General features: G+C 59.0%; 21 protein-coding genes. 13 read left to right on the top strand and 8 right to left on the bottom strand.

Annotation, left to right across the window (positions count from 1 at the left end; genetic code table 11):
• Positions 1 to 10 precede the first annotated feature (10 nt).
• From EGT36_RS09090 to EGT36_RS09135, 10 genes are all read left to right on the top strand, one after another.
• Entirely contained in the window at positions 11 to 2,272 is a 2,262-nt protein-coding gene (locus EGT36_RS09090; RefSeq protein ID WP_037092351.1) for a chemotaxis protein CheA, read from the top strand.
• 13 nt (positions 2,273 to 2,285) lie between these two features.
• A complete protein-coding gene (gene cheR, locus EGT36_RS09095; RefSeq protein ID WP_004439874.1) occupies positions 2,286 to 3,194 on the top strand; it encodes a protein-glutamate O-methyltransferase CheR in 909 nt (302 codons plus the stop codon).
• Positions 3,191 to 4,246, top strand: coding sequence for a protein-glutamate O-methylesterase CheB (gene cheB / locus EGT36_RS09100; protein WP_125270316.1), 1,056 nt, complete (start codon positions 3,191 to 3,193; stop codon positions 4,244 to 4,246). The genes cheR and cheB overlap by 4 nt, the downstream gene beginning before the upstream one ends.
• Positions 4,246 to 4,635 (top strand): chemotaxis response regulator CheY2, encoded by a 390-nt coding sequence (gene cheY2 / locus EGT36_RS09105; protein ID WP_003503467.1) that lies wholly within the window; start codon positions 4,246 to 4,248, stop codon positions 4,633 to 4,635. The genes cheB and cheY2 overlap by 1 nt, the downstream gene beginning before the upstream one ends.
• Positions 4,632 to 5,177 (top strand): chemoreceptor glutamine deamidase CheD, encoded by a 546-nt coding sequence (gene cheD / locus EGT36_RS09110; protein ID WP_004439878.1) that lies wholly within the window; start codon positions 4,632 to 4,634, stop codon positions 5,175 to 5,177. Before cheY2 ends, cheD begins: the two co-directional genes overlap by 4 nt.
• Before the next feature lie 13 nt (positions 5,178 to 5,190).
• Positions 5,191 to 5,574, top strand: a complete 384-nt coding sequence (cheT, locus tag EGT36_RS09115; protein WP_004439880.1) for a chemotaxis protein CheT — start codon at positions 5,191 to 5,193, stop codon at positions 5,572 to 5,574.
• Positions 5,575 to 5,702: 128 nt separating this feature from the next.
• Positions 5,703 to 7,385 carry a flagellar basal-body MS-ring/collar protein FliF gene (gene fliF, locus EGT36_RS09120; RefSeq protein WP_037092353.1) on the top strand — a complete coding sequence of 561 codons (1,683 nt, stop codon included), beginning with the start codon at positions 5,703 to 5,705 and terminating at the stop codon, positions 7,383 to 7,385.
• Positions 7,386 to 7,757: 372 nt separating this feature from the next.
• Positions 7,758 to 8,489, top strand: coding sequence for a transcriptional regulator VisN (gene visN, locus EGT36_RS09125; protein WP_004439885.1), 732 nt, complete (start codon positions 7,758 to 7,760; stop codon positions 8,487 to 8,489).
• Positions 8,490 to 8,542: 53 nt separating this feature from the next.
• Positions 8,543 to 9,244, top strand: coding sequence for a transcriptional regulator VisR (visR, locus tag EGT36_RS09130; RefSeq protein WP_034496317.1), 702 nt, complete (start codon positions 8,543 to 8,545; stop codon positions 9,242 to 9,244).
• Positions 9,245 to 9,341: 97 nt separating this feature from the next.
• Positions 9,342 to 11,189, top strand: a complete 1,848-nt coding sequence (locus EGT36_RS09135; RefSeq protein WP_006697661.1) for a methyl-accepting chemotaxis protein — start codon at positions 9,342 to 9,344, stop codon at positions 11,187 to 11,189.
• Between the two features lie 54 nt (positions 11,190 to 11,243).
• Here EGT36_RS09135 and EGT36_RS09140 read toward each other — a convergent pair whose 3' ends face one another.
• Complete coding sequence (locus EGT36_RS09140) at positions 11,244 to 14,753, bottom strand: PAS domain-containing hybrid sensor histidine kinase/response regulator (protein WP_125270578.1); 3,510 nt, start codon at positions 14,751 to 14,753, stop codon at positions 11,244 to 11,246.
• Positions 14,754 to 14,970: 217 nt separating this feature from the next.
• On the opposite strand from EGT36_RS09140, the gene mscL reads away from it, so the two are divergent.
• The 3 genes from mscL to galE all read left to right on the top strand — a co-directional run bounded on the left by mscL (position 14,971) and on the right by galE (position 18,080).
• Positions 14,971 to 15,399, top strand: a complete 429-nt coding sequence (gene mscL / locus EGT36_RS09145) for a large conductance mechanosensitive channel protein MscL (protein WP_004439896.1) — start codon at positions 14,971 to 14,973, stop codon at positions 15,397 to 15,399.
• 148 nt (positions 15,400 to 15,547) lie between these two features.
• Complete coding sequence (locus EGT36_RS09150) at positions 15,548 to 16,714, top strand: pyridoxal phosphate-dependent aminotransferase (RefSeq protein ID WP_006697663.1); 1,167 nt, start codon at positions 15,548 to 15,550, stop codon at positions 16,712 to 16,714.
• Between the two features lie 334 nt (positions 16,715 to 17,048).
• Positions 17,049 to 18,080, top strand: coding sequence for a UDP-glucose 4-epimerase GalE (gene galE / locus EGT36_RS09155; RefSeq protein WP_125270318.1), 1,032 nt, complete (start codon positions 17,049 to 17,051; stop codon positions 18,078 to 18,080).
• 12 nt (positions 18,081 to 18,092) lie between these two features.
• Here galE and EGT36_RS09160 read toward each other — a convergent pair whose 3' ends face one another.
• The 7 genes from EGT36_RS09160 to hisD all read right to left on the bottom strand — a co-directional run bounded on the left by EGT36_RS09160 (position 18,093) and on the right by hisD (position 22,575).
• Positions 18,093 to 18,920 (bottom strand): DUF6030 family protein, encoded by an 828-nt coding sequence (locus EGT36_RS09160; protein ID WP_037092426.1) that lies wholly within the window; start codon positions 18,918 to 18,920, stop codon positions 18,093 to 18,095.
• Between the two features lie 139 nt (positions 18,921 to 19,059).
• A complete protein-coding gene (gene yacG, locus EGT36_RS09165; RefSeq protein ID WP_004439907.1) occupies positions 19,060 to 19,287 on the bottom strand; it encodes a DNA gyrase inhibitor YacG in 228 nt (75 codons plus the stop codon).
• 3 nt (positions 19,288 to 19,290) lie between these two features.
• Positions 19,291 to 19,914 (bottom strand): Maf-like protein, encoded by a 624-nt coding sequence (locus EGT36_RS09170; RefSeq protein WP_004439909.1) that lies wholly within the window; start codon positions 19,912 to 19,914, stop codon positions 19,291 to 19,293.
• Between the two features lie 31 nt (positions 19,915 to 19,945).
• Positions 19,946 to 20,164 (bottom strand): translation initiation factor IF-1, encoded by a 219-nt coding sequence (gene infA / locus EGT36_RS09175; RefSeq protein ID WP_003503453.1) that lies wholly within the window; start codon positions 20,162 to 20,164, stop codon positions 19,946 to 19,948.
• Between the two features lie 144 nt (positions 20,165 to 20,308).
• Positions 20,309 to 20,797, bottom strand: a complete 489-nt coding sequence (locus tag EGT36_RS09180) for an arsenate-mycothiol transferase ArsC (protein ID WP_022555605.1) — start codon at positions 20,795 to 20,797, stop codon at positions 20,309 to 20,311.
• A 2-nt stretch (positions 20,798 to 20,799) separates the two neighbouring features.
• Positions 20,800 to 21,273: a UPF0262 family protein gene (locus EGT36_RS09185; protein WP_004439916.1), complete on the bottom strand. Its 474-nt coding sequence runs from the start codon at positions 21,271 to 21,273 to the stop codon at positions 20,800 to 20,802.
• A 3-nt stretch (positions 21,274 to 21,276) separates the two neighbouring features.
• Entirely contained in the window at positions 21,277 to 22,575 is a 1,299-nt protein-coding gene (gene hisD, locus EGT36_RS09190) for a histidinol dehydrogenase (protein ID WP_037092356.1), read from the bottom strand.
• Positions 22,576 to 22,610 lie beyond the last annotated feature (35 nt).

A 22,610-nucleotide genomic window follows, 5' to 3' on the forward strand; every position in this document is an offset into this window, starting at 1 on the left:
ACATTTCACGATGGATATGAACGAAATCAAGGAAATCTTTTTCCAGGAATGCGAGGAGCAGCTCGCCGAACTGGAATCGGGGCTTCTTAAATTGAATGACGGCGACCGTGATCCGGAAACCGTCAACGCCGTTTTCCGTGCCGTTCATTCTATCAAGGGCGGGGCAGGTGCCTTCGGTCTCGATGATCTCGTGGCCTTTGCGCACGTCTTTGAAACGACCCTCGACTGCGTGCGTTCCAACAAGCTGGAACCGACGCAGGATGTTCTCAAAGTCATGCTGCGCTCTGCCGACGTGCTGGCAGACCTCACCAATGCCGCAAGAGACGGCGGCAGTGTCGATGAAAGCCGCACCCGTGGCCTCGTGAAGGAACTTGAGGCGCTGGCAAACGGCGAAGCCGTTCCGGCATCCGCGCCCGCTCCCGTCGCAGTAAAGGCGCCGGAACCCGTGAAGGCCAAACCGACGGATGAGAGCGGCTTCGAGCCGATCCCCTTCTCCTTCACGGACTTTGCCGACGAAACCACGCCGCTGATGGAAGCGCCATCCTTCCAGATCACCTTCAAGCCGCATGCATCGCTTTATTCAAAGGGCAACGAGGCGGCACTTCTGCTGCGCGATCTTTCCCGCATTGGGGAGATGAGCATCAATTGCGACATGTCCGAGCTGCCTTCGCTCGACAAACTCGATCCTGAAGCATCCTATCTCTCCTGGACGGTTTCGATCACGACCGACAAGGGTGAAGAAGGTATCCGCAGCGTCTTCGAATTTGCCGAATGGGATTGCGATCTCGACATCACGCCAGTTCTTTCGGAGGCCGCTGCCGACGAGGAAGAACTCCCGATGATCCCCGTGCCGTTCGACCTTTCGGCGCTTGATAGCGGCGCGGAAGAGCAGCCCGTTGTTGAAGTCGCCACGGCGGAAGCGTCTTATGTTGCAGCAGCTGTCGAAACGGCCGTCGCAACGACGCAGATCGCCCAGAGCGTCAATGCCGCCATCGAAAAGCGTGAAGCTGCGGCAGCACCTGCCGCAGCGCAGGCAAACGCCAATGCCGCTGCCAATGCAAGTGCCGGCCAGACCATCCGCGTCGATCTCGACCGTGTCGATCGCCTGATCAATCTCGTCGGCGAGCTCGTCATCAATCAGGCGATGCTGTCGCAGAGCGTCATCGAAAACGATGCGAGCGGTACGTCAGCCGTCAATATGGGTCTCGACGAGCTGCAGCAACTGACGCGCGAAATCCAGGACAGCGTCATGGCGATCCGTGCGCAGCCGGTAAAACCGGTGTTCCAGCGCATGTCGCGTATCGTTCGCGAAGTCGCCGACATGATCGGCAAGCAGATCCGTCTTGTCACCGAAGGTGAGAACACCGAAGTCGACAAGACGGTCATCGACAAGCTGGCCGAACCGCTGACACATATGATCCGCAATGCCGTTGATCATGGCATCGAAACGCCCGAAAAGCGCGAAGCCGCTGGAAAGAACCCGGAAGGCACTATCAAGCTTTCGGCCAAACACCGCTCCGGCCGCATCCTTATCGAGCTTCAGGACGACGGTGCCGGCATCAATCGCGAGCGCGTGCGCCAGAAGGCGATCGACAACGATCTCATCGCTGCCGATGCGAACCTGACGGATGAAGAGATCGACAATCTCATCTTCGCCCCCGGCTTCTCGACCGCCGACAAGATTTCCGACATTTCCGGCCGCGGTGTGGGCATGGACGTGGTCAAGCGCTCCATTCAGGCGCTCGGCGGTCGCATCAACATCTCCTCGCGCCCCGGCCAAGGCTCCACCTTCACCATGAGCCTGCCGCTGACGCTTGCCGTTCTCGACGGCATGGTGGTGACGGTTGCCGGCCAGACACTGGTGGTGCCGTTGACCGCGATCGTGGAAACCCTGCAGCCGGAAGCGAAGAATATTCACTCCTTCGGTGCGAACCAGCGGCTGATCTCCATCCGCAACTCCTTCTGCCCGCTGGTGGATGTCGGCCGCGTGCTGAATTTCCGCCCGACGCAGGCCGATCCGGTCGAAGGCGTTGCTCTTTTGGTGGAATCGGAAGGCGGCGGCCAGCGTGCCCTGATGGTCGATGCGATCCAGGGTCAGCGCCAGGTTGTCATCAAGTCGTTGGAGGCCAACTATACCCATGTTCCGGGCATTGCCGCCGCAACGATTCTCGGCGACGGGCGCGTCGCTCTCATTCTGGATGTCGATGCCATCGTCAGCGCCTCGCGCGGACAGCCCTTGAAGCAGGAAATGTCGCTCGCGGCGGCGGGTTGAAAGCGGATCATTCATGGCAGCACTTAATTTCAACGACCAGCGCCAGTCTCCGGATGACGTTCTTGCCAGCGGTGAATACCCGCTGACGAGACGTGACCTCTCGGAAATCGCGGCGATGATCTATGCCGATGCGGGCATCTATCTCAACGACACCAAGGCGTCGCTGGTTTACTCCCGCCTGTCGAAACACATCCGCAATCTCGGCCTTTCGGGCTTTCGTGAATATTGTGTTCTGGTGTCATCTCCAGATGGCGCGCAGGCGCGGCGCGAAATGCTGTCGCACCTAACCACGAATTTCACCCGCTTCTTCCGCGAAAACCATCATTTCGAACATTTGCGTGACGAGGTTCTTCCTGGCCTCATTGCAAGGGCTAAGAGCGGCGGGCGTGTTCGCATCTGGTCCGCTGCTTGCTCCGACGGACAGGAGCCCTATTCCATAGCGCTCACCGTGCTCGCCATGTTTCCGAATGCAGCCGATTACGACTTCAAAATCCTGGCGACGGATATCGACCCGAAAATATTGGCGCAGGCCCGTGCCGGGGTCTATGACGATAATGCGCTCGAAACCGTGTCTCCCGCCATGCGCAAGCAATGGTTCACGGAAGTGGATGCTGGCGGCCGCCGCAAGTTCCAGATCGACGACAAGGTCAAGCGCCTCATCACCTTCAATGAATTGAACCTGATGACGCAATGGCCCTTCAAGGGCAATTTCGACGTCATCTTCTGCCGCAACGTCGTCATCTATTTCGACGAGCCGACGCAGATGCGCATCTGGTCGCGTTTTGCAGGCCTGCTGCCGGAAGGTGGTCATCTTTATATCGGTCATTCCGAACGTGTCTCCGGTGACGCCAAGAACCTGTTCGATAATACGGGTATCACCACCTATCGCTACATCGGTCACGCTTCGGGGAGGAAGGCATGAGCGCACTCGCACGGGTACTCGTCGTCGATGATAGTCCGACCATGCGCGGCCTGATTTCGGCTGTGCTCAAGGCCGATCCGGAGGTCGAAGTCGTCGGGCAGGCCGGCAACGCCATGGAAGCGCGTGCCGCCATCAAGCAGCTCAATCCCGATGTCGTGACACTCGACATCGAGATGCCGGAAATGAACGGGCTGGAGTTTCTCGAAAAGATCATGCGCCTGCGGCCCATGCCGGTCATCATGGTCTCGTCGCTGACCCATCGCGGGGCGGACGCCTCGCTCGCGGCACTCGAAATCGGCGCCTTCGACTGTGTCGGCAAGCCGGCACCAGGCGATGCGCGCCCCTTCGGCGATCTGGCTGACAAGGTGAAGGCTGCCGCGCGCTCCCAACACGCTGCTTACCGCGCGGCGCGGCCGGAAGCCGCAGCCGCGCCGCAGCCGGTTCCGGTCAGCGAATATCGGGCGGGGCGCAAGGTCGTGGCCATCGGTTCGTCCACGGGGGGGGTCGAAGCGTTGATCGCGGTGCTGCAGAAATTCCCGGCCAATTGCCCGCCGACCGTAATTACCCAGCATATGCCGCCCGCCTTCACGAAGAGCTTCGCAGAACGGCTGAACCGCATCTGCGCTCCCGTGGTGGAAGAGGCGACGGATGGCGCCCGCCTGCAGACCGGCAAGATCTACCTCGCGCCGGGCGGCGAGCGTCACCTGCAGATCGCCAATCGTTCGGCGCCCTGCTGCCGGCTCGTGGAGCGCGATCCCGTCAACGGCCATCGGCCCTCCGTCGATGTGTTGTTCGACTCTGTAGCCGAACTTGCCGGACGCAACGCCGTTGGCGTCATCCTGACCGGCATGGGGCGCGATGGTGCCGCTGGACTTCTGAAAATGCGCCATGCCGGTGCGCGTACCGTCGGCCAGAACGAAAAAACCTGTGTCGTCTATGGCATGCCCCGTGTGGCCTACGAGTTAGGCGCGGTTGAACAGCAATTGCCGCTGGGCTCCATCGGCGAAGAAATCCTCAAACTAACCACTGCCCGCAAAGAAGGTGCTGACTAATGTCTCTCGCAGAAAAGATCAAAGTTCTGATCGTTGACGATCAGGTGACCAGCCGGCTGCTCCTCAGCGATGCGCTGACACAGCTCGGCTTCAAGCAGATCACCGCCGCAGGTGACGGCGAGCAGGGAATGAAGATCATGGAGCAGCAGCCCCATCATCTCGTCATCTCCGATTTCAACATGCCGAAGATGGATGGCCTCGGTTTCCTGCACGCCGTGCGGGCCAACCCGACCACCAAGAAGGCCGCCTTCATCATTCTCACCGCGCAGGGCGACCGCGCGCTGGTGCAGAAGGCTGCCCAGCTCGGCGCCAACAACGTGCTGGCCAAGCCCTTCACCATCGACAAGATGCGCGCTGCCATCGAAGCGGTTTTCGGATCGCTGAAATGATTGAAGCTGCAGCCAAGCGCGTACATATCATTCAGGGCGAGTATAAGGTCGTCAGCGATCCCGATGTGGTGCTGACGACGATACTCGGTTCGTGCGTGGCTGCCTGTCTGAGAGACCCCGTTTCCGGCGTTGGAGGAATGAACCACTTCCTGCTGCCGGGAACCGGTAGCGTGACCGGCGGAGATGCGACGCGTTATGGCGTGCATCTCATGGAACTTCTGATCAACGGCCTGCTGAAGCAGGGCGCCCGTCGTGACCGGCTGGAGGCCAAGATTTTCGGCGGCGCGAAGACGATCGCCAGCTTCTCCAATGTCGGTGAGCAGAATGCCATATTCGCCATGAAGTTTCTCAAGGATGAAGGCATTCCAGTCATAAGCTCCTCCACGGGCGGGGAACATGGCCGCAAGATCGAATTCTGGCCGGTCTCGGGCCGCGCCCGCCAGCATCCGCTCAGCGGCGCGGAAACACAGAAGACGGTGGCCATGGAAACGCGTCCGGTGCCGGCGCCCAAACCCGTCGCCAACGATATCGAATTTTTCTAGTACGGAGTTTCCAATGCAGCTTGCAGAGCACACCGCCACCACTCCGTTCGAAGAAGCCCTGCCGGATGTTCTGATGCGTGTGGTATCGGAACTGCACGATGTCGCCTATCTCATCGAGCGCATCGAGCCGCAATTGCTTGAGGTGACCAGCGGCCAATTGTCGAGCGAAGGCGTCAAGCTGCTGCAGGGCATCGACCTTGCGGTCCAGAAGACGCGTGGCCTGGCCGAGTTCATAGACACCATCACCGGCTCCATCCCGGGTGACTGGATCGTGGATGTCTCCACCGCGCTCAGCCTCGTCAAGCTTGCTGAAATGCAGAAGGCGCTCGGCGCGGCCTTCCGCCACGGCCATTCCCAGCCGCTCGACAAGGCCTCTGGCGACTTCGACCTCTTCTAGCGCTGTTTCCAGCGGCGCCTGCCTCTTCGCAGAATGCGGAGAAAGGTAACGCTCGCGCAAGCTTCGCACCCTATTGTCATCACGGGGCCAAAAGGTCTCGGACTCTATGAATGACGGTGCGGAACAGAATGAATCTGTTAAATCAAATCCCTCAGGTCTTGAAGAATGTCGCGGCGCTGGGGCAGACGCGGCTGCTGATGTTGGGCGGCGTGGGCGTTGTGTCCATGGCCATTATCCTCGCTGCAGCGCTTTATGTGAACCGTCCCGCTTACGAGACCCTTTATGTGGGGCTTGAAAAGAGCGACCTCAACAAGATCAGCATTGCGCTCGCCGAGTCGGGTCTGGACTTTCAAGTGGGGACCGATGGTTCCAGCCTTCAGGTCCCGGTCGGGCTTACCAGCAAGGCGCGGCTGCTTCTGGCTGAACGTGGCCTGCCCGACAGCGCCAATGCCGGTTATGAACTTTTCGACAATGTCGGTTCTCTCGGCCTGACCTCCTTCATGCAGGAAGTGACGCGCGTTCGCGCCCTTGAGGGTGAGATCGGCCGCTCCATCCAGCAGATCGATGGCATCGCAGCCGCACGCGTGCATATCGTCATGCCCGACGTCGGCAATTTCCGCCGCGGCGAACAGAAGCCCACCGCATCTGTCATGATCCGTGCGAGCGCCTCCGCCGGCCGCAAGGCCTCCGCTTCCATTCGTCACCTCGTTGCCTCGGCCGTTCCCGGCCTTGAAGTCGATGATGTGACCCTGCTCGATTCCACGGGCCAGCTTCTGGCGTCCGGTGACGACGTCACCAATGCCGCCATGAACCGTTCGCTGACGCTGGCGCAGAACGTTCAGCAGGAAATCGAGACCAATATCGACAAGGCACTGGCGCCTTTCCTCGGCATGGACAATTTCCGCTCGAGCGTGACGGCGCAGCTCAATACCGACAGCCGCCAGATTCAGGAAACCGTCTACGATCCAGAATCGCGTGTCGAACGGTCGGTGCGGACCGTGAAAGAAGACCAGAAGTCGCAGGAAACGCAGCCCGACACGGCCGCGACGGTGGAGCAGAATGTTCCGCAGGCCGCACCTCAGGGCGGCGGCAGCACGCCGCAATCGTCGGACGAATCGGCGAAGAAAGAAGAACAGACCAACTACGAGATCAACTCGAAGACGGTCGCCACGGTGAAGAACGGCTATACGGTCGAAAAGATTTCCGTCGCGGTGGTCGTCAACAAGGGGCGTATCGCAAAGATGGTCGGTGAACCCGCCGATCAGGCCAAGATCGACGCCTACCTCGCCGAAATGCAGAAGATCGTCACCTCCGCCGCCGGCATTTCGTCCGACCGTGGCGACATGGTCACCCTGACTGCAATGGATTTCCTCGAAACCCAATTGCTTGACGAGGCCGCCAGCGGACCGGGTGTCATGGAAGTGCTGAGCCGCAATTCCGCCGGCATTATCAATTCCCTCGCCTTTGTCGCCGTCGCCTTCCTTGTCGTCTGGCTCGGTGTACGCCCGCTGGTCCGCACGGTTACCGGCAACGGCGCGGCCGCAGGCCAGCTCAGCCAGGAAGCCGCCGGTCTCGAACTGCCGGACTTCTCTCCCGGCATGGATGCGGGCGCGAGCGGTCTCATGGAAGGGTTCGGGGCGGATTTCGGCTTCGACAGCACCGACGATCTTCTGGCGGGCGGCGATGGCGAAGGCACCTTCAACCGCCGGGTACGCGAAGGGCCCGAACGCAGGCTCTCCCGCATGGTGGAAATCAGCGAGGAAAGAGCCGCCAAGATTCTGCGCAAATGGGCAGTGGAAAAAGCAGCGTAATATCGAAAAGGCCGGAGTTTTACCCGGCCTTTTTTCCGTTTTTGGGCTTTTCGCTATCCTTGGCGGACGCATCGTGGCAATCTCGTTTTAGGACAGTGTTTACAAAAAATTCAGCAACGATACAGTTTGCTGGGAATTGGCTGAGAATGCCGTTTATGGATTGAACAGCTTTTCAGTATGTTTTTTTAGCAATAGACGAACGGTGAAATACGTGGAAAGGCTGGTGTCAGGTAATGGCAAATCCCAGTCCGTTCCATAAAATGAAATGATTCGGTCTCCGGGGGCTTGCCGTCCCATTTTGGTAAGCTTCTCGAATGGAATGATTCCATCCCGAGGTATAATCTCCCACTGGGAGCAAGAGGGCGTAGGCGATTGAAAGTCGATGTTGATATCCGCAGGCTGTCTGCCAAGCCTATGGAGGGCATGGGTAAGCCCCTGCCGCGTGATCAGCTTGCCAAGAACGTCGCAGCCACGGCTGCTGCCGGTAACGTTGCAGGCGCGCTTGATTTGCTCGTGACTTACGCTGGCGCCTCGCACTACCTGCTGGCGCGGGATGACCTTCTCGAAGAAACCGGGCTTAAATTCATCGTCACATCCGATTGGCCTTTCGATCTGGTGCGCCGGTTGGGCGTTGAGCTTGCCAATAGCCAGAACCGTTCGAGCGAAATGGAAAAATGCCTTTCGCTTCTGCAGCCGCGGCTGCTCTTGCTTCCAGAGGACGTTTCGGTTCCCTATGGCATAGACCGGCAGTATTCTGCGCTCTCTTTCTGCGTGGGGCGCATTCGCCTTTCTCTCCTGCTGCTGTTCCCCGAGGAAGCGGTTCCGTCGCCGGAACGCCTGCGTGAAATCGCGCTTCTGACGGGCTATTGCGTCAGTTTCGGCATTGCCAGCGAGGCAAAAGCCGTGCGCGATATCGACCTCACCGAGCGCGAGCTGGAGTGCCTTTTCTGGATCGCGGAAGGCAAGACGAGTGACGAAATTGCGATGATCCTTGGCATTTCACGCAATACGATCAATAATTACATCACAAGCGTGATGCGTAAAACTGCGACAAAAACCCGCTCGGAGGCAATTGCCTACGCCGTGCGCAACAACCTCGTATAATGGTCGGACGGATGGTACAGACGAAAGACAATGAGGGTACTGGTCAAACGGGCATGTTTTACCGCAGCCCTGTCGTGACGAGCCGGTCGGATCTGTTTCCGAAGCTTGTCGCCATGCAGAAGCTGGTCGGCGCGCGCAATTTCGTGGTGACGAAGGCGGCCGCTTCCGGTTTCCCCAACAAGAAGAAGCTGACCTGCGAGCTGGAAAACTGGGGCATGAATGCCGCGGAGCAGAGCACGCAGTTCATTCGCGCTGTCGGCGATATTCTTCTCGATCACATCGAGACGTCGCTTCTGCCGGTCATCTGGCGCAACAAGAATGCCGGCGGTTTTGCCGATCTCCCCGACGTGCCTGCGCTTCTGCGCCGGATCGAGAACGATACGTTGCCCTATGCGGGTCTGGCGCTACCGGTGCGCCTCGGCACCATCGGTAACGGCTATATCGTCTTCTGCGGCACCAATCTCGTTCTCGACAATGAAGTGGTGATCGAACAGCACATCAAGTGCTGCGAGATCATGGTCGATATGCTGGCGCTGGACGAGCGCAAGGCGGCGCCCTCGGAAGCGTTGAGCGAGAGGGAAATCGCCTGCCTGCAACTGGCGGGCGATGGCCGTATCAGCGAAGAAATCGCGGTCAAGCTCGGGCTGTCGGTCCACACCGTCAACGCCTATCTCGGTTCGGCGACGATCAAGCTTGATTCCGTCAACCGTATCCAGGCGATCGCGAAAGCCATCCGGCTCGGCTACATCCATTAACGGCGGGCGGGTCTACCGCCCCCTTCGCCGGCACTTCGCGTTTTTTTAACAGTTGCCCATTAGAACTTTTATAAGTTTGGCTTTGGGGAACTGTTTCATGCACAACCGGCTCTTTAAGTCCGTTGCTGGCAAGGTCGTAGCTTTGACGATCGGTCTGATCGCGCTCAGCGTGGCGGCGGTTGGTTTTTCGACTTACATTCGCTTGAAGGACAATATCATCACCACCGCGCTGCGTGATACGCACAGCGCAATGCGCAGCATGGCGATCCTTTACGAACTGAAAGTTGGCGGTGTTGCCCTCGAATTGGTGGATGGCGACCTCAAGAGCGTGGGCCGCGCCAGCATCGGAACGATGCGCGATAATGATCTCGTCGACCGCACCGCAGCCGGAAACGGTGGCATCTCCACTGTTTTTGAAGCCAGAGGCGGCGAATTCATTCGCATGACCACCAATCTGAAGAACGAAAAGGGCGAGAGAGCAGCAGGAACCAAGCTTGCGACCGATCATCCCGCTTTCGAAAAAGTCTCCAAGGGTGAATCCTATTTTGGCACCGCGACGCTGTTCGGCACCAGCTACATGACGGGTTATATGCCCGTTACGAACAAAACCGGCGCAACCGTCGGCATTCTGTTCGTGGGTGTTCCCATGGATGTCTACGATGCGCAGATATACAGCCTGCGCGACATGATGCTGATCTGTGGCGGGCTCGCCATGCTTGGCGTCGGTTTGCTCGCCTATTTCGTCATCAAGCGTACGCTTCAGCCCCTGGGCAAGCTGACCGATGCAGTGAAGTCCCTTTCGGACGGCAATCTCGATACACCGATCCCCTATGCCACCAACACCAATGAGTTTGGCAACATTGCCCGCGCTTTGGTGATTTTCCGCGAAAATGCACTTGAGAAACTGGCGATTGAGGGCAAGAGCGCCGAGGAACGTGCTGCGGCCGAATCCGAACGTTACCGCAATGACGCCGAGAAACGGGAGCTGGACGGCCAGATCGAATTCGCGGTCGACGAGATTGCGTCCGGTCTCGGCAGGCTATCGCGTGGCGATCTCAGCCGTACGATTGATACGCCCTTCTCAGGTCGCCTCGACCGGCTGCGCACGGACTTCAACAGTTCCCTGCTCAACCTGCGGGATGCGCTGGGCCAGATCCGGGAGCGCACGCTCATCATTCAGCACAGCGGTATCGAAATCGAGCAATCTTCGGTCGATCTGTCGAAGCGGACCGAAAACCAGGCCGCCTCGCTGGAGGAGACCGCTGCCGCTGTCGAGGAAATCACCGCTACCGTCAAGTCATCGGCTGAAAGGGCGCGCGAGGCCAATGAGGCCGTTCGCATTACCAAGCAGAGCGCCGACAGCTCCGGTTCGGTCGTCAGCAATGCCGTCGACGCCATGGGCCGCATCGAAGATGCCTCGCGCAAGATCGAACAGATCATCGAGGTCATCGACGACATTGCTTTCCAGACCAATCTTCTGGCGCTCAATGCCGGTATCGAGGCCGCACGTGCTGGTGAGGCCGGCAAGGGCTTCGCCGTCGTGGCGCAGGAAGTGCGCGAGCTTGCCCAGCGCTCCGCCGACGCAGCCCGCGAGATCAAGCAGCTCATCAACCAGTCGACGCATGAGGTCAGTTCCGGGTCGAAGCTGGTGCAGGAGGCGGGCACGGTTCTTTCCGCCATCAGCCAGCAGATCGTTACCGTCAGCCAGCATGTCGAAACCATTGCGACGGCAACGCAGGATCAGTCTTCCGCACTTCACAACGTCAACAGTTCCGTCAACCAGATGGACCAGATGACCCAGCAGAACGCAGCGCTTGCCGAACAGTCAAGCGCGGCCAGCATGATACTGTCCGGTGAAGTAAAAGCGCTTCTCGAACTCGTGCAGCGGTTCCAGATGGAGCAGGGTTCGGCGACAGGCCGAGACCGGTACAATCAAGCGGCCTGATACGCCGGTTTTTGAAGATAGATACCGCTCCCGGATCGCAAGGTCCGGGAGTTTTTACTCGGCCGCTGCCCGCACGGTACTGGATATCTGGTTGATATAGGCGCGCAGCGCCGCCGGTTTCACCGGTTTGTGCTGGACGGCAATTCCGTATTTTTCGGCATCGCTGCGCACTTCCGGGCTGCGATCCGCCGTTACCAGCAGAGCCGGGATCGTTCTGCCATAAAATGTCCTGATGAGGCGGATGGCGCTAATGCCATCGCCATCATCAAGATGATAATCAGCGACGATGACGTCGGGTGCTGCGGTCAGAGAAAGAAATGGTTCTTCCAGCACCGCCACGGATCCCGCTGGTAAAACGTCGCAGCCCCATCCCGTCAGCAACAGCGTCATGCCCTCAAGGATTTTCGGCTCGTTATCGATGCACAGCACCCGCACGCCCTGGAGGCGATCGCTCGCAGCAGGATTGGCGATGGGGCCGCCCGACTTCGCGGGTGCGACACGATCTTCCTCACGCGTGAGGTGAATACGGAACGTCGTGCCCTTGCCCGGCGTGGAAATCAGTTGAACCGGATGGTGCAGCATGCGCGACAACCGGTCGACGATGGAAAGGCCAAGGCCGAGCCCCGAGGCCGTTTTTGCACCTTCGTCCAGCCGGGCGAATTCCTTGAAAACCGTGCGGAATTTGGAGGCGGGTATGCCGATGCCGGAGTCCGTCACCTGAATGACCACTTCGCCGCCCCGGCGGCGCGCGCCGACAACCACTTTGCCCTTCAACGTGTATTTGATGGCGTTGGAAACCAGGTTCTGTATCAGACGCCGCAGGAGGTTGGGATCAGACCGTACCGTCAGCGAAGTCGGCATGACCACGAGGTCGAGGTTCTTCTCCTGCGCCATCGGCGCAAAATCGGTCTCGATCCGCTTCAGCAAGTCGTTCAGCGGAACGGACGTCATGCGCGCCTTCATCGAGCCGGTGTCCAGACGGGAAATATCGAGCACCGCACCAAGGATGGTCTCGACCGATTCCAGCGCCGAATCGATATTCTGCACGAGTTCGCTTTCTCCCGATTCTCCGAGCCGTTCGACCAGCGAGGATGAATAGAGACGGGCGGCATTCAGTGGCTGGAGAATATCGTGGCCGGCGGCGGCGAAAAACCGCGTCTTGCCGATATTCGCCTCGTCGGCTGCCGCTCTCGCCTCAGCCAGCGCGCGGTTGACGCGGGTCAGTTCGGCGGTCCGCTCCACCACGCGCTGTTCCAGCGTTTCATTAGCCTGTTTCAGCGCCTGATCGCTTGCCACCCTCTGGGTAATGTCGGTGAAGGTTGCGACAATGCCCTTGTCCGGCATCGTGTTGGAGCGCACCTCGATGATGCGTTCGCCGCCCGCCAGCACCAGAGGGAATGGCAGGTCCATGGTCAGAAAGCTGGTGATCAACTGTTCCGTATCACCGGCCGGCATGTCGCCTCGTTCCTGCAGCATGGAGACGATGTCGGTTAGTGGTACGCCCACCTGGCCGAACTGCTCGGGCAGGTCCAGAAGAGTGCGAAAGCGCCGGTTCCAGATCGTCAGTTGCTGGGAGCTATCGAAAACGGCGATACCCTGGTCCATCTGCGCCAGCGCCGTCTGCAACATGTCCTGATTATACTGCAGCGCTTCGCTTGCCTGGTCGAGCAGCCACGCCGTGTCTGCGCTGGTGTCTTCCGCCTTCTGCAGAATGATCGAGAGCACCAGGCGGGCGGAGGAAGAGCCGATGGCGCTGCCGAGTAACTGTTCGGAGAAGTGGATCAGCGCCATGTCCGCCGGCTGGTCGTCATTCAGCTTTCTGCCGGCCGTTTTTTCATAGGTGGCCAATGAACGGAGCATGCGCTCTTCGCCGAGATAGCGGGCGATCGCGCTTTTCAGATCGCCGACGCTGACACGCGTTTTCCAGCCGCGGGTGGCGAATTGCGATTTTGAATGACGCTTGACGAAGATGCCGGACTGAATTCGTTCTACCGGTCTTGGATTGCGCGAAAGCGAGCCGAGTACAAGCGCCATGCTGTTGACGAGAAGACTGAGAATGACTGCATTCACGAATGGATCGGCTTCAGGCCCGTTGAACACGGTGCTGCCGGAAAACAGGAAACCGAGAATATTCGCCGCAACCTCGGAATTGTCAGGCCCGCCGAAGCTCGGCAGGAAAAGCAGATAGGCCCAGACGAAGAAGCCGGAACTCAACCCCGCGATTGCGCCGCGCGCATTGGCCCGCCGCCAGAAGAGGCCGCCGAAAAGGGCAGGGGCCATCTGGGCAATCGCAGCGAAGGCCAGCAGGCCGATGGAGGCGAGACCCGTGGCGCTGTCGGCGGCGCGGTAATAACCATAACCCAGCAGCATAACGGCAAAGATCGCCGTTCTGCGGATGTTGAGCAGGGTCTTGGCGAAGTTGTCCCGGTGCGGTGAGCGATTCAACAGCTTCTGTCGCAGGAAGATCGGCATGACAATGTCATTGGAAATCATGATCGACAGCGCGACCGACGCGACGATCACCATCGCGGTCGCGGCCGAAAAACCGCCGATGAAGGTGATCAGGGACACGACCGGCATCTGATGGTTGAGCGGCAATTGCAGCACGTAGAGATCGGCGTCGCCATTGGCGCCGAGCGTCAGAATGCCGGCAAGAGCGATCGGCAGTACGAAGATGTTGATGGCGATGAGATAGAGCGGTAGCAGGAACCCCGCCATGCGCAACTCTTCCGGCGTCCGGTTTTCCACGACTGTGACATGGAACTGACGCGGCAGCAGGATGATGGCGAAGCCGGAAAGCAGGGTCATGACGATCCAGCGGCTGACGGGCGTGTGATAGGAGATGGCCTGCATCGCCTGTTCATTGGCGGAGGCGAGCTGCCATAGATGCGCGGGACCATCGAAGAGCACGAAGAGCACATAGAAGCCGACGGTGCACATGGCGACGAGCTTGACCAGCGATTCCATCGAGATCGCCAGTATGAGCCCGTCCTGATGTTCGGTTGCATCCGTGTGGCGGGTGCCGAACATGACGGCGAAGCCCGCCATGACAATGGTGACAACAAGCGGCAGATCGAGGAAGTAGAGGTTGCCGCTGCCGATGCCATAATCACCGGGGTCGACCATCGTCGCCACCGAGCTGGAAACCGCTTTCAGCTGCAGCGCGATATAGGGAATGGCGCCGACGAGCGCGATGATGGCGACAATCATCGCCACGGTGGAATTCTTGCCATAACGGGCGGCAATGAAGTCTGCAACCGAGGTCAGTTTTTCCGTTTTGGCAAGCTCAACGATGCGTCGGATGATTGGCATGCCAAGGGTGAAGGCAAGGATAGGCCCGGTATAGATGCCAAGAAATTCCAGTCCCTTGTCGGCTGCAAGCCCAACACCACCAAAATAGGTCCAGGAGGTGCAATAGATCGCAAGGCTGAGCGCATAGACGAACGGACGCCCCTTTTTCGGCGCGTTTCTCTTACGGCTCTTCCTGTCCCCGTAGCTCGCAACAGCAAACAGCAGCAGGATATAGGCGAAAGCCGAACCGAATATGATCCACCCAGGAAGCACGCATCCTCCCATGCAAGAGTTTCCTGATATCAAGCATAGGCGAAATCCGCGCCATTGAGAATGAGCGCGGTCTGATCATAAAGTTCAAGATCAGCGCGCAAAAAACCCGATAAATGCAATCTTGACGAATTCCAAAAGTGTAAGGGAATCTGTATGGTTGAAGGTGTAGGGACAGTCACATAGCTTCAGCTCGCAAAGCACGAGAGGGACAATCTGAATGCTTAACGAATTTAAAACCTTCATTGCCCGCGGCAATGTCATGGACCTTGCCGTGGGTGTTATTATCGGTGCCGCTTTCAGCAAGATCGTCGACTCCGTCGTCAACGATCTTATCATGCCTATCGTCGGCGCAATCTTCGGCGGGTTCGACTTCTCGAACTACTTCCTGCCACTGAGCTCTAACGTCAATGCCACCTCGCTCGCCGCAGCCCGCGAGCAGGGCGCCGTTTTCGCTTACGGTAACTTTCTGACCGTTCTCATCAACTTCCTCATCCTCGCCTGGATCATTTTCTTGATGGTGAAGGGCGTCAATAAGCTTCGCGATTCCGTCGAACGCAAGAAGGTCGAGGAAAAGCCGGCAGCTGCCCCGCCGCCGGAGGACGTGAGGCTGCTTACCGAAATTCGCGATCTGCTGAAGACGCGCTGAGCCAGATAAATCTGGTTTAACCGCCGGCCCATGCGGCCGGCGATCTCCTGCCGGGATGATCCATAAAGAAAATCCATGGCCGCCTCACGGATTATCATGCACATGGCGGGTGCGATGCGATAAGAAGGCACCAAACGGAGTGTCTTTAATGTCCATTTTGAACAGTCTGAGTGCACGCTCTCTGGCGGCTCCCGAGAGCGGTATTGTCGAAGTCGTGAATTACGCCCGGGGGCGGGACAACCTCCTGCCGCTGTGGGTTGGCGAAGGCGATCTGCCAAGCCCCGACTTCATCAATCAGGCCGCCATCGATGGTCTGAACAATGGCGAGACCTTCTATACCTGGCAGCGCGGTATTCCAGAACTGCGCCAGGCGCTGAGCCGTTATTACGAACGCCATTTCGCGGCATCGCTGCCGCCGGAGCATTTTTATGCGACCGGTTCAGGTATGCAGGCGATTGTGCTTGCCGTTCAGGCATTGACGTCACCGGGCGACGAGATGGTGTATCTTTCACCCACATGGCCGAATATCGTTGCCGCCATCGGTGTGGCAGGGGCGAAGGCGGTTCCGGTCGGCATCGATTTTCGTGATGGCCGCTGGGATCTCGATATCGACAGGCTGGAAAGCGCGATTACCCGCAAGACGAAGGCGCTTTTCATCAATACGCCTTCCAACCCGACTGGATGGACGGCGACGGCAGACAATCTCCGTGATGTTCTGGCGCTTGCCCGCAAACATGATCTTTGGATCGTCGCCGACGAGATTTATGCGCTTTATCATTATTCCGGCAGCCGCGCGCCGTCCTTCCTCGATGTGATGGAGCCGGACGACAAGATCGTCTTCGCCAATTCCTTCTCGAAGAACTGGTCGATGACCGGCTGGCGGGTCGGCTGGCTTGTCGCTCCGCCAGTCATCGGCCAGGTGATCGAAAACCTTATCCAATATTCCACGTCAGGCGTGGCGCAATTCATGCAGCGCGGCGCGGTCGCGGCCCTCGACAAGGGCGATGGTTTCATTCGCGAGAATTACGAGCGCGCTTTGACCTCACGCGATATTCTCTGTGACGCCTTGATTGCAACGAACCGCGTCGAAACTCTGAAACCGGATGGCGCTCTTTATGCCTTCCTCAAGATCGATGGAGTGACGGACAGCCGCGCAACCGCGATTGATATCGTCGATAAGACCGGCGTCGGCCTTGCGCCCGGAACCGCCTTCGGCCCGGGGGGAGAATTGTTCCTCCGCGCCTGCTTCCTGCGCAACCCCAGGCAGATAGAAGACGCGGCCGACAGGCTGGCCTCTTACATCCTTAGTCGGTAAGCCTCGCTCGCCGGCATCTCTGCCCTTTCGCGGCGCCTACATAGCATCGGCACGCCTCTGTCCGGCTCGCCTTTGGGCATCACGCCGAAGCGCGAAAATTACAACCCCACGGCGTAGCCATCGACGTGCGGGTTTTTTTGTGCTAATGCGCCCTCGTTCCGTCTATGAGAACATTTTCATACAATAAATAAAATGCCTTGCATCGCACTAACCAATCGTAAGCCACCTTTTCACAGAGGCGGAGGATTGGTTGGGTATTCGCTGTGCAAGTAATCAATGATGAAGAATTATTGGCTTTGATGAGCTCAAGAAAAGCAAACAGGGAAGTAGTGTCATGGCTGTTCTGGTCACGGGTGGGGCCGGTTATATAGGAAGCCACATGGTGAGGGCTTTGCTCGATGCCGGGGAAGAAGTCGTCGTTGTCGATCGGCTTTCGACCGGATCGCGCTGGGCCGTCGCGCCAGCGGCGCGTTTTTATCTCGGCGATGCGGCGGATCCCGCGTTGCTCGACCAGATTTTCGAAGAAAATCAGATCGAGACCATTTTCCATTTCGCCGGCTCCGTCAGCGTTCCCGAATCCATCAGCCGGCCGCTCGAATATTACGAAAACAACACCGGCACCACCCGCGCGCTTGTCGCTGCCGCGGTGCGGAATGATATCCGCAATTTCATCTTCTCCTCCACAGCCGCTGTGTATGGAAACCAGCCTTTCGAAGGCCCGGTGCCGGAAACGGCGGTCCTCAGCCCCGAAAATCCCTACGGTCTGTCGAAACTCGCTTCTGAAATCATGCTGCGCGATGTCGTGCGCGCACATGACTTCAACTACGTGGCGTTGCGTTACTTCAACGTGGCCGGAGCCGACCCCCAGGGTCGCGCCGGACCTTCGCCAACAGGCGTCGCTAATCTCATAAAGGTGGCATGCGAAGCTGCAACCGGGCGCCGGGATCACGTGGAGGTTTACGGGACGGATTATCCGACAGCCGATGGCACCGGCGTTCGCGACTATATCCATGTCAGCGACCTCATCGAAGCGCACATGCTGGCCATGGCCCATTTGCGCGCCGGCGGCGGCACAAGAACGCTCAACTGCGGTTATGGCGTCGGTTATTCGGTGCTTGACGTCCTGCATGCCGTGCAGCGGGAATCCGGACATGATTTTCCGGTCATCCACTGTCCGCGCCGGGCCGGCGACATCGCCACCATGTTGGCGGATTCGGGACGGATCCAGTCAGAATTTGGTTGGCGTCCGCGCTTCAACGATCTTTCGACCATCGTCCGCACCGCGTTGCAATGGGAGGCCAAGCGCCAGGCCCAGAAAAACGAGATGATTCCTCCAATACGGCGTAAACTGGCGGCGATAGGATGAACCGGCTGCTTATCACCTTGCCCTGTTTTTCTTGACTGAACGATAGTCAGTCGGGCGGTCTGACGCGCTGGCGGGGCGAAGCCATCGATCGCGATCGAAGAAGCTGCGTGTCAGCTTCAGTCCGGCCGAAGTTTCGGTCGCGAGCAAAATCACATTCACGCGGTGCGGCGCGGTGGGTTCCGGCTTCACGGAAGCCGAAATGCCGAAGTGTCGCGCCTGATACTGTTGCATCTTCTGCGCCGGTTCAAGCACCGAGCCAATATCTCTCCAACGGGTCTGCTCGATAATCATGACAAGTGCTGCCGCAAGCTTCGCGTTGACAGCGCGCCCGGCCGATGTCTGCGGCGCAACTGCCTTCAGCCTGACGGACCGGATTTCCCCGGAAACCTCGCCGCGGATTTCCAGGAAAAGCGATGCCGCGTCCGCCGTCGTTGCCTCGCCCAGATCGGCCATACATTCGAAGCTGCGGTTATTCACCGGACTAGGGTGCCAGCCTTTCGGGCTGGAGAAGCCTTCGGCCGTGAACCGGTCGCAAAGGTCTTTACCGGAGATGATGAAATCGCGGGCGAAAGACGCTCTGGCGCCATTGCGCTCGAATTTCAGCAGGTGAGGTGGCAGATAAATGGTTCTCGCGGCAGGCTTCTGCCGTTTGACGGGTTTTGCCCTGGCAGATGGTACGGCGGAAAGAGGAGCGGGCGCCAGATTGAGATAGGTGAGCAGGCTTCTCAGATGCTTTTTGTCATTGGCGAGCAGAACCGTTGCCGATATGGCGGAACAGACGACGAGCACCGCAACAAGCAGCGCGCGGAGACTGACTCTCTTTTGCGGGCCTGCGTCCATCATGGGACCTTGCTGGCTGTCTGTTATAGGCATCAGCCGGTTTGGAGCGAATTATCGGACCATTGGCGGTCCGGCGAATATCAATTGCGAGTAAAAGTTCTAAAATATCTGGTTCCGCCGGAATGTCCGGCGGATGTCCTCAGTCGGAGGAATTCTTGTCACCATCCCGTCCGCCGGCGCTGCTCTCATCATCCGCTACGGGAATGGCGTAGGAACCGTTCAGCCAGCGGGCGAGATCGAGCGAGCGGCAGCGATCCGAGCAGAACGGGTAGTCTTCCCGTGTCGATGGTCGGCCGCATTCCGGGCACGGTTGGGATTTGCGGAGCGGCGTAACGTTTCCAGCGCCTTCGGTGGAGGATTTTGCCACAGCCTATCCCTCCAGCCAGCCAGACGTCACCTCGAACCCTTCACCGGCAAGAAGCGACATGGTCTCATAGAGCGGCAGACCGACGACATTGGTGTAAGAGCCCGTCAATTTCTGCACGAACGCACCGGCGATGCCCTGAATGCCATAAGCGCCCGCTTTGCCGCGCCATTGCCCGGAAGCGATATAGGCATCGATCTCACGGGTCGACAGGCGTTTGAAGCGTACCTTGGTCTCCGCCACCTTCTGCCGGATCTTGCCGCCCGGGGTTACGAGGCAGATGCCGGTATAGACCCAATGGCTGCGCCCGGAAAGAAGATGCAGGGCTGCTGAAGCCTCTTCCGTATATTCGGCCTTGCCCACGATACGTCGACCGACAGCAACGACCGTGTCGGACCCCAGAACATAGGCGTCCTTCCAGGCCTGCTCGTTTTTCAGCGCCGCCTGTGCCGCTTCCGCTTTCTGCAAGGAAAGACGGCGGCAGAGCGTTCGCGGATGCTCGAGCTTGACAGGCGTCTCGTCAATATCCATCGGCATCAGGCGAGCCGGCTCGATGCCGATCTGATGCAGCAGCTCCAGACGCCGCGGCGATCCAGAAGCCAGAACGAGCTTTTGTTTTGAATTCGTCATTGCGCTGCCGGGCGTAGGATGCGGAAACGGATTACTTGAAGCGATAGGTGATGCGGCCCTTGGTCAGGTCGTAAGGCGTCATTTCGACCAGAACCTTGTCGCCTGCGAGAACACGGATGCGGTTCTTGCGCATGCGGCCCGCCGTATGGGCGATGATTTCATGGTCGTTCTCAAGCTTCACGCGGAATGTTGCGTTCGGCAGCAATTCGGTTACGATGCCCGGGAATTCAAGGACTTCTTCTTTTGTCATGTAAGGGTTTTCTTCCTGTTGATAGTGCCGGACCGTGTCCTGTCCGGGAAAATTGCGCGGAAACTACACAATCCCGGCACATTTGTGAACCTCTAAAGCATCGGCTTGAAAATCGCGATCGATTTTAACAGGCCGAGGCAGTTTTCAGTCTTTTGAAAGCGTATCCGCCACCGGCTGTTGCCGCTTCGGCAGGCGTTCGGCAATCAGTTTTGCAAGATGGTCCCGCACCTCACGATAGGCGTCGAGTATTTGCTCCCGCGTGCCAGTGACCACCGTCGGATCCATGGTGGGCCAATAGACCACATCGAGAGAGTTCGAGCGCGTCAGTTCCAGTGCGGCGTGATGAGCTTCTGGTGTTAATGTAATGATCAGATCGAAAAAATCATCCTCGATCTCGTCCAGAGTACGCGGTTTGTGCTTGCCGAGCGAAAAACCCTGCTCCTCCAGCACCGCATCCACGAAGGGGTCGCGCTCGCCCGCCCGCACACCTGCCGACTGGATGTAGATGCCGGGCGCGACCAATCGTTTGGCGATCACCTCGGCCATGGGGGAGCGGATGGAATTCATGCCGCACATGAACAGGACCGATTTCGGCGCTCGTCCCTCGTTTGGCGCTGCGGCAGGATCGCTCATCTCTAACCCCGCCAATAAAGCACACAGACAAGGGTGAAGAGCCGGCGCGCCGTGTCGAAATCCACCTTTATCTTGCCGGACAGCCGGTCCATCAGCGTCTGCGATCCGTCATTGTGGATGCCGCGCCGGCCCATGTCGATCGCCTCGATCTGGCTCGGCGTGGAAGAGCGGATCGCCTCGTAATAGCTTTCGCAGATCAGGAAATAATCCTTGATGATGCGACGGAACGGCGTCAGCGACAGGATATGGGTGGAGACATCCCTGTCGTCCTCGGTCTTGATGGAGAAAACCAGTTTGGAATCGACGAGCGATATATAAAGCCGGTACGGCCCGCCGTCATGTCCGGCAGGCTCAAAGGTATTTTCTTCGATCAGGTCGAAAATGGCGACGGCGCGTTCATGCTCCACGTCGGGGGTGGACCGGCCGATGCTGTCGTCCAGTACCACGTCGCAGAGCCGGAAGTCGCCTGACGCCATCGTTTAACTTTCCGGGTTGAGGCGGATGGAGACGGAGCGCGCATGCGCGTCCAGCCCCTCGGAACGGGCAAGGGTGATGGCTGCCGGCGCAAGCTGGCGCAGCTGCTCGGGACCAAGGCGCAGGATGGACGTGCGCTTGACGAAATCCAGCACCGAAAGGCCTGAGGAAAAACGGGCCGAGCGCGCCGTCGGCAGAACATGGTTGGAACCGCCCACATAATCGCCGATCACTTCGGGGGTGTGGCGCCCGACAAAAATCGCCCCGGCATTGCGGATGTGGGCCATTAGCGCATCCGGGTCATCGATGGCAAGTTCCAGGTGTTCGGCGGCGATCCGATTGGCCAACGGAATGGCATCGGTGAGCTTTTCGACCAGAATGATCGCGCCGAAATCCGCCCAGCTCGCCGCTGCTGTTTCGGAACGCGAGAGACGCTTCAGCTGCCGCTCGACGGCTGCTTCCACCGCCTTGCCGAGCTCGGCATCATCGGTGATCAGGATGGATTGTGCACCACGATCATGCTCCGCCTGTGCCAGAAGATCGGCAGCAAGCCAGTCGGGGTCGTTATCCCTGTCGGCGATAACAAGCACTTCGGAAGGGCCGGCGATCATGTCGATGCCGACAGTGCCGAAGACCTGACGCTTGGCGGCCGCCACATAAGCATTGCCCGGGCCGACGATCTTGGCGACCGGCGCGATGGTTTCAGTGCCATAAGCCAGTGCCGCCACGGCCTGCGCGCCACCGATGCGATAGATTTCCTCGACGCCCGCAATACGCGCGGCAGCCAGAACGGCCGGATTGACCGCGCCGCCATTCGCGGGCACGACCATGACGATGCGCTCCACACCGGCAACCTTGGCGGGCACGGCATTCATCAGCACTGAGCTTGGATAGCTGGCCGTGCCGCCTGGCACATAAAGGCCCACGGCCTCGATTGCGGTCCAGCGCGAGCCGAGGCCGACGCCGATATCGTCCTCGTAGATATCGTCCTTCGGCATCTGTCGCGCATGGTGTTTTTCGATACGCCGGGCTGCGAGTTCAAGCGCTTCGATCACGCTCGTGTCGACGGTGGCAATCGCCGCATCGATTTCATCAGTCGTTACCCGCATCGGCACCGCGGCAAAATCGATGCCGTCGAATTTCCGGGAATAATGGGCAAGGGCCGCATCGCCGCGATGTCGGACATCATTGATGATGTCGCGAACGGTCGCATTGACGTCTTCGGAAACTTCTCTCTTGGTTGTCAGGAAGGCAGCGAATTTCTTTTCGAAATCAGCCGATGCCTGCTCCAGCCAGATTGCCACGCCATTACCCTTTCATTGTCCCCACGGGGTGCACG

Origin of the sequence: Agrobacterium sp. FDAARGOS_525, from assembly GCF_003938925.1 — a bacterium.
GTDB classification, from domain to species: domain Bacteria; phylum Pseudomonadota; class Alphaproteobacteria; order Rhizobiales; family Rhizobiaceae; genus Agrobacterium; species Agrobacterium pusense.

Coding starts and splice junctions, on each gene's coding strand:
- EGT36_RS09090 (WP_037092351.1), top strand. CDS start 11: ATGGATATGAACGAAATCAAGGAAATCTTTTTCCAGGAATGCGAGGAG.
- cheR (WP_004439874.1), top strand. CDS start 2,286: ATGGCAGCACTTAATTTCAACGACCAGCGCCAGTCTCCGGATGACGTT.
- cheB (WP_125270316.1), top strand. CDS start 3,191: ATGAGCGCACTCGCACGGGTACTCGTCGTCGATGATAGTCCGACCATG.
- cheY2 (WP_003503467.1), top strand. CDS start 4,246: ATGTCTCTCGCAGAAAAGATCAAAGTTCTGATCGTTGACGATCAGGTG.
- cheD (WP_004439878.1), top strand. CDS start 4,632: ATGATTGAAGCTGCAGCCAAGCGCGTACATATCATTCAGGGCGAGTAT.
- cheT (WP_004439880.1), top strand. CDS start 5,191: ATGCAGCTTGCAGAGCACACCGCCACCACTCCGTTCGAAGAAGCCCTG.
- fliF (WP_037092353.1), top strand. CDS start 5,703: ATGAATCTGTTAAATCAAATCCCTCAGGTCTTGAAGAATGTCGCGGCG.
- visR (WP_034496317.1), top strand. CDS start 8,543: ATGTTTTACCGCAGCCCTGTCGTGACGAGCCGGTCGGATCTGTTTCCG.
- EGT36_RS09135 (WP_006697661.1), top strand. CDS start 9,342: ATGCACAACCGGCTCTTTAAGTCCGTTGCTGGCAAGGTCGTAGCTTTG.
- mscL (WP_004439896.1), top strand. CDS start 14,971: ATGCTTAACGAATTTAAAACCTTCATTGCCCGCGGCAATGTCATGGAC.
- EGT36_RS09150 (WP_006697663.1), top strand. CDS start 15,548: ATGTCCATTTTGAACAGTCTGAGTGCACGCTCTCTGGCGGCTCCCGAG.
- galE (WP_125270318.1), top strand. CDS start 17,049: ATGGCTGTTCTGGTCACGGGTGGGGCCGGTTATATAGGAAGCCACATG.
- EGT36_RS09160 (WP_037092426.1), bottom strand. CDS start 18,920: ATGGACGCAGGCCCGCAAAAGAGAGTCAGTCTCCGCGCGCTGCTTGTT.
- EGT36_RS09170 (WP_004439909.1), bottom strand. CDS start 19,914: ATGACGAATTCAAAACAAAAGCTCGTTCTGGCTTCTGGATCGCCGCGG.
- infA (WP_003503453.1), bottom strand. CDS start 20,164: ATGACAAAAGAAGAAGTCCTTGAATTCCCGGGCATCGTAACCGAATTG.
- EGT36_RS09180 (WP_022555605.1), bottom strand. CDS start 20,797: ATGAGCGATCCTGCCGCAGCGCCAAACGAGGGACGAGCGCCGAAATCG.
- EGT36_RS09185 (WP_004439916.1), bottom strand. CDS start 21,273: ATGGCGTCAGGCGACTTCCGGCTCTGCGACGTGGTACTGGACGACAGC.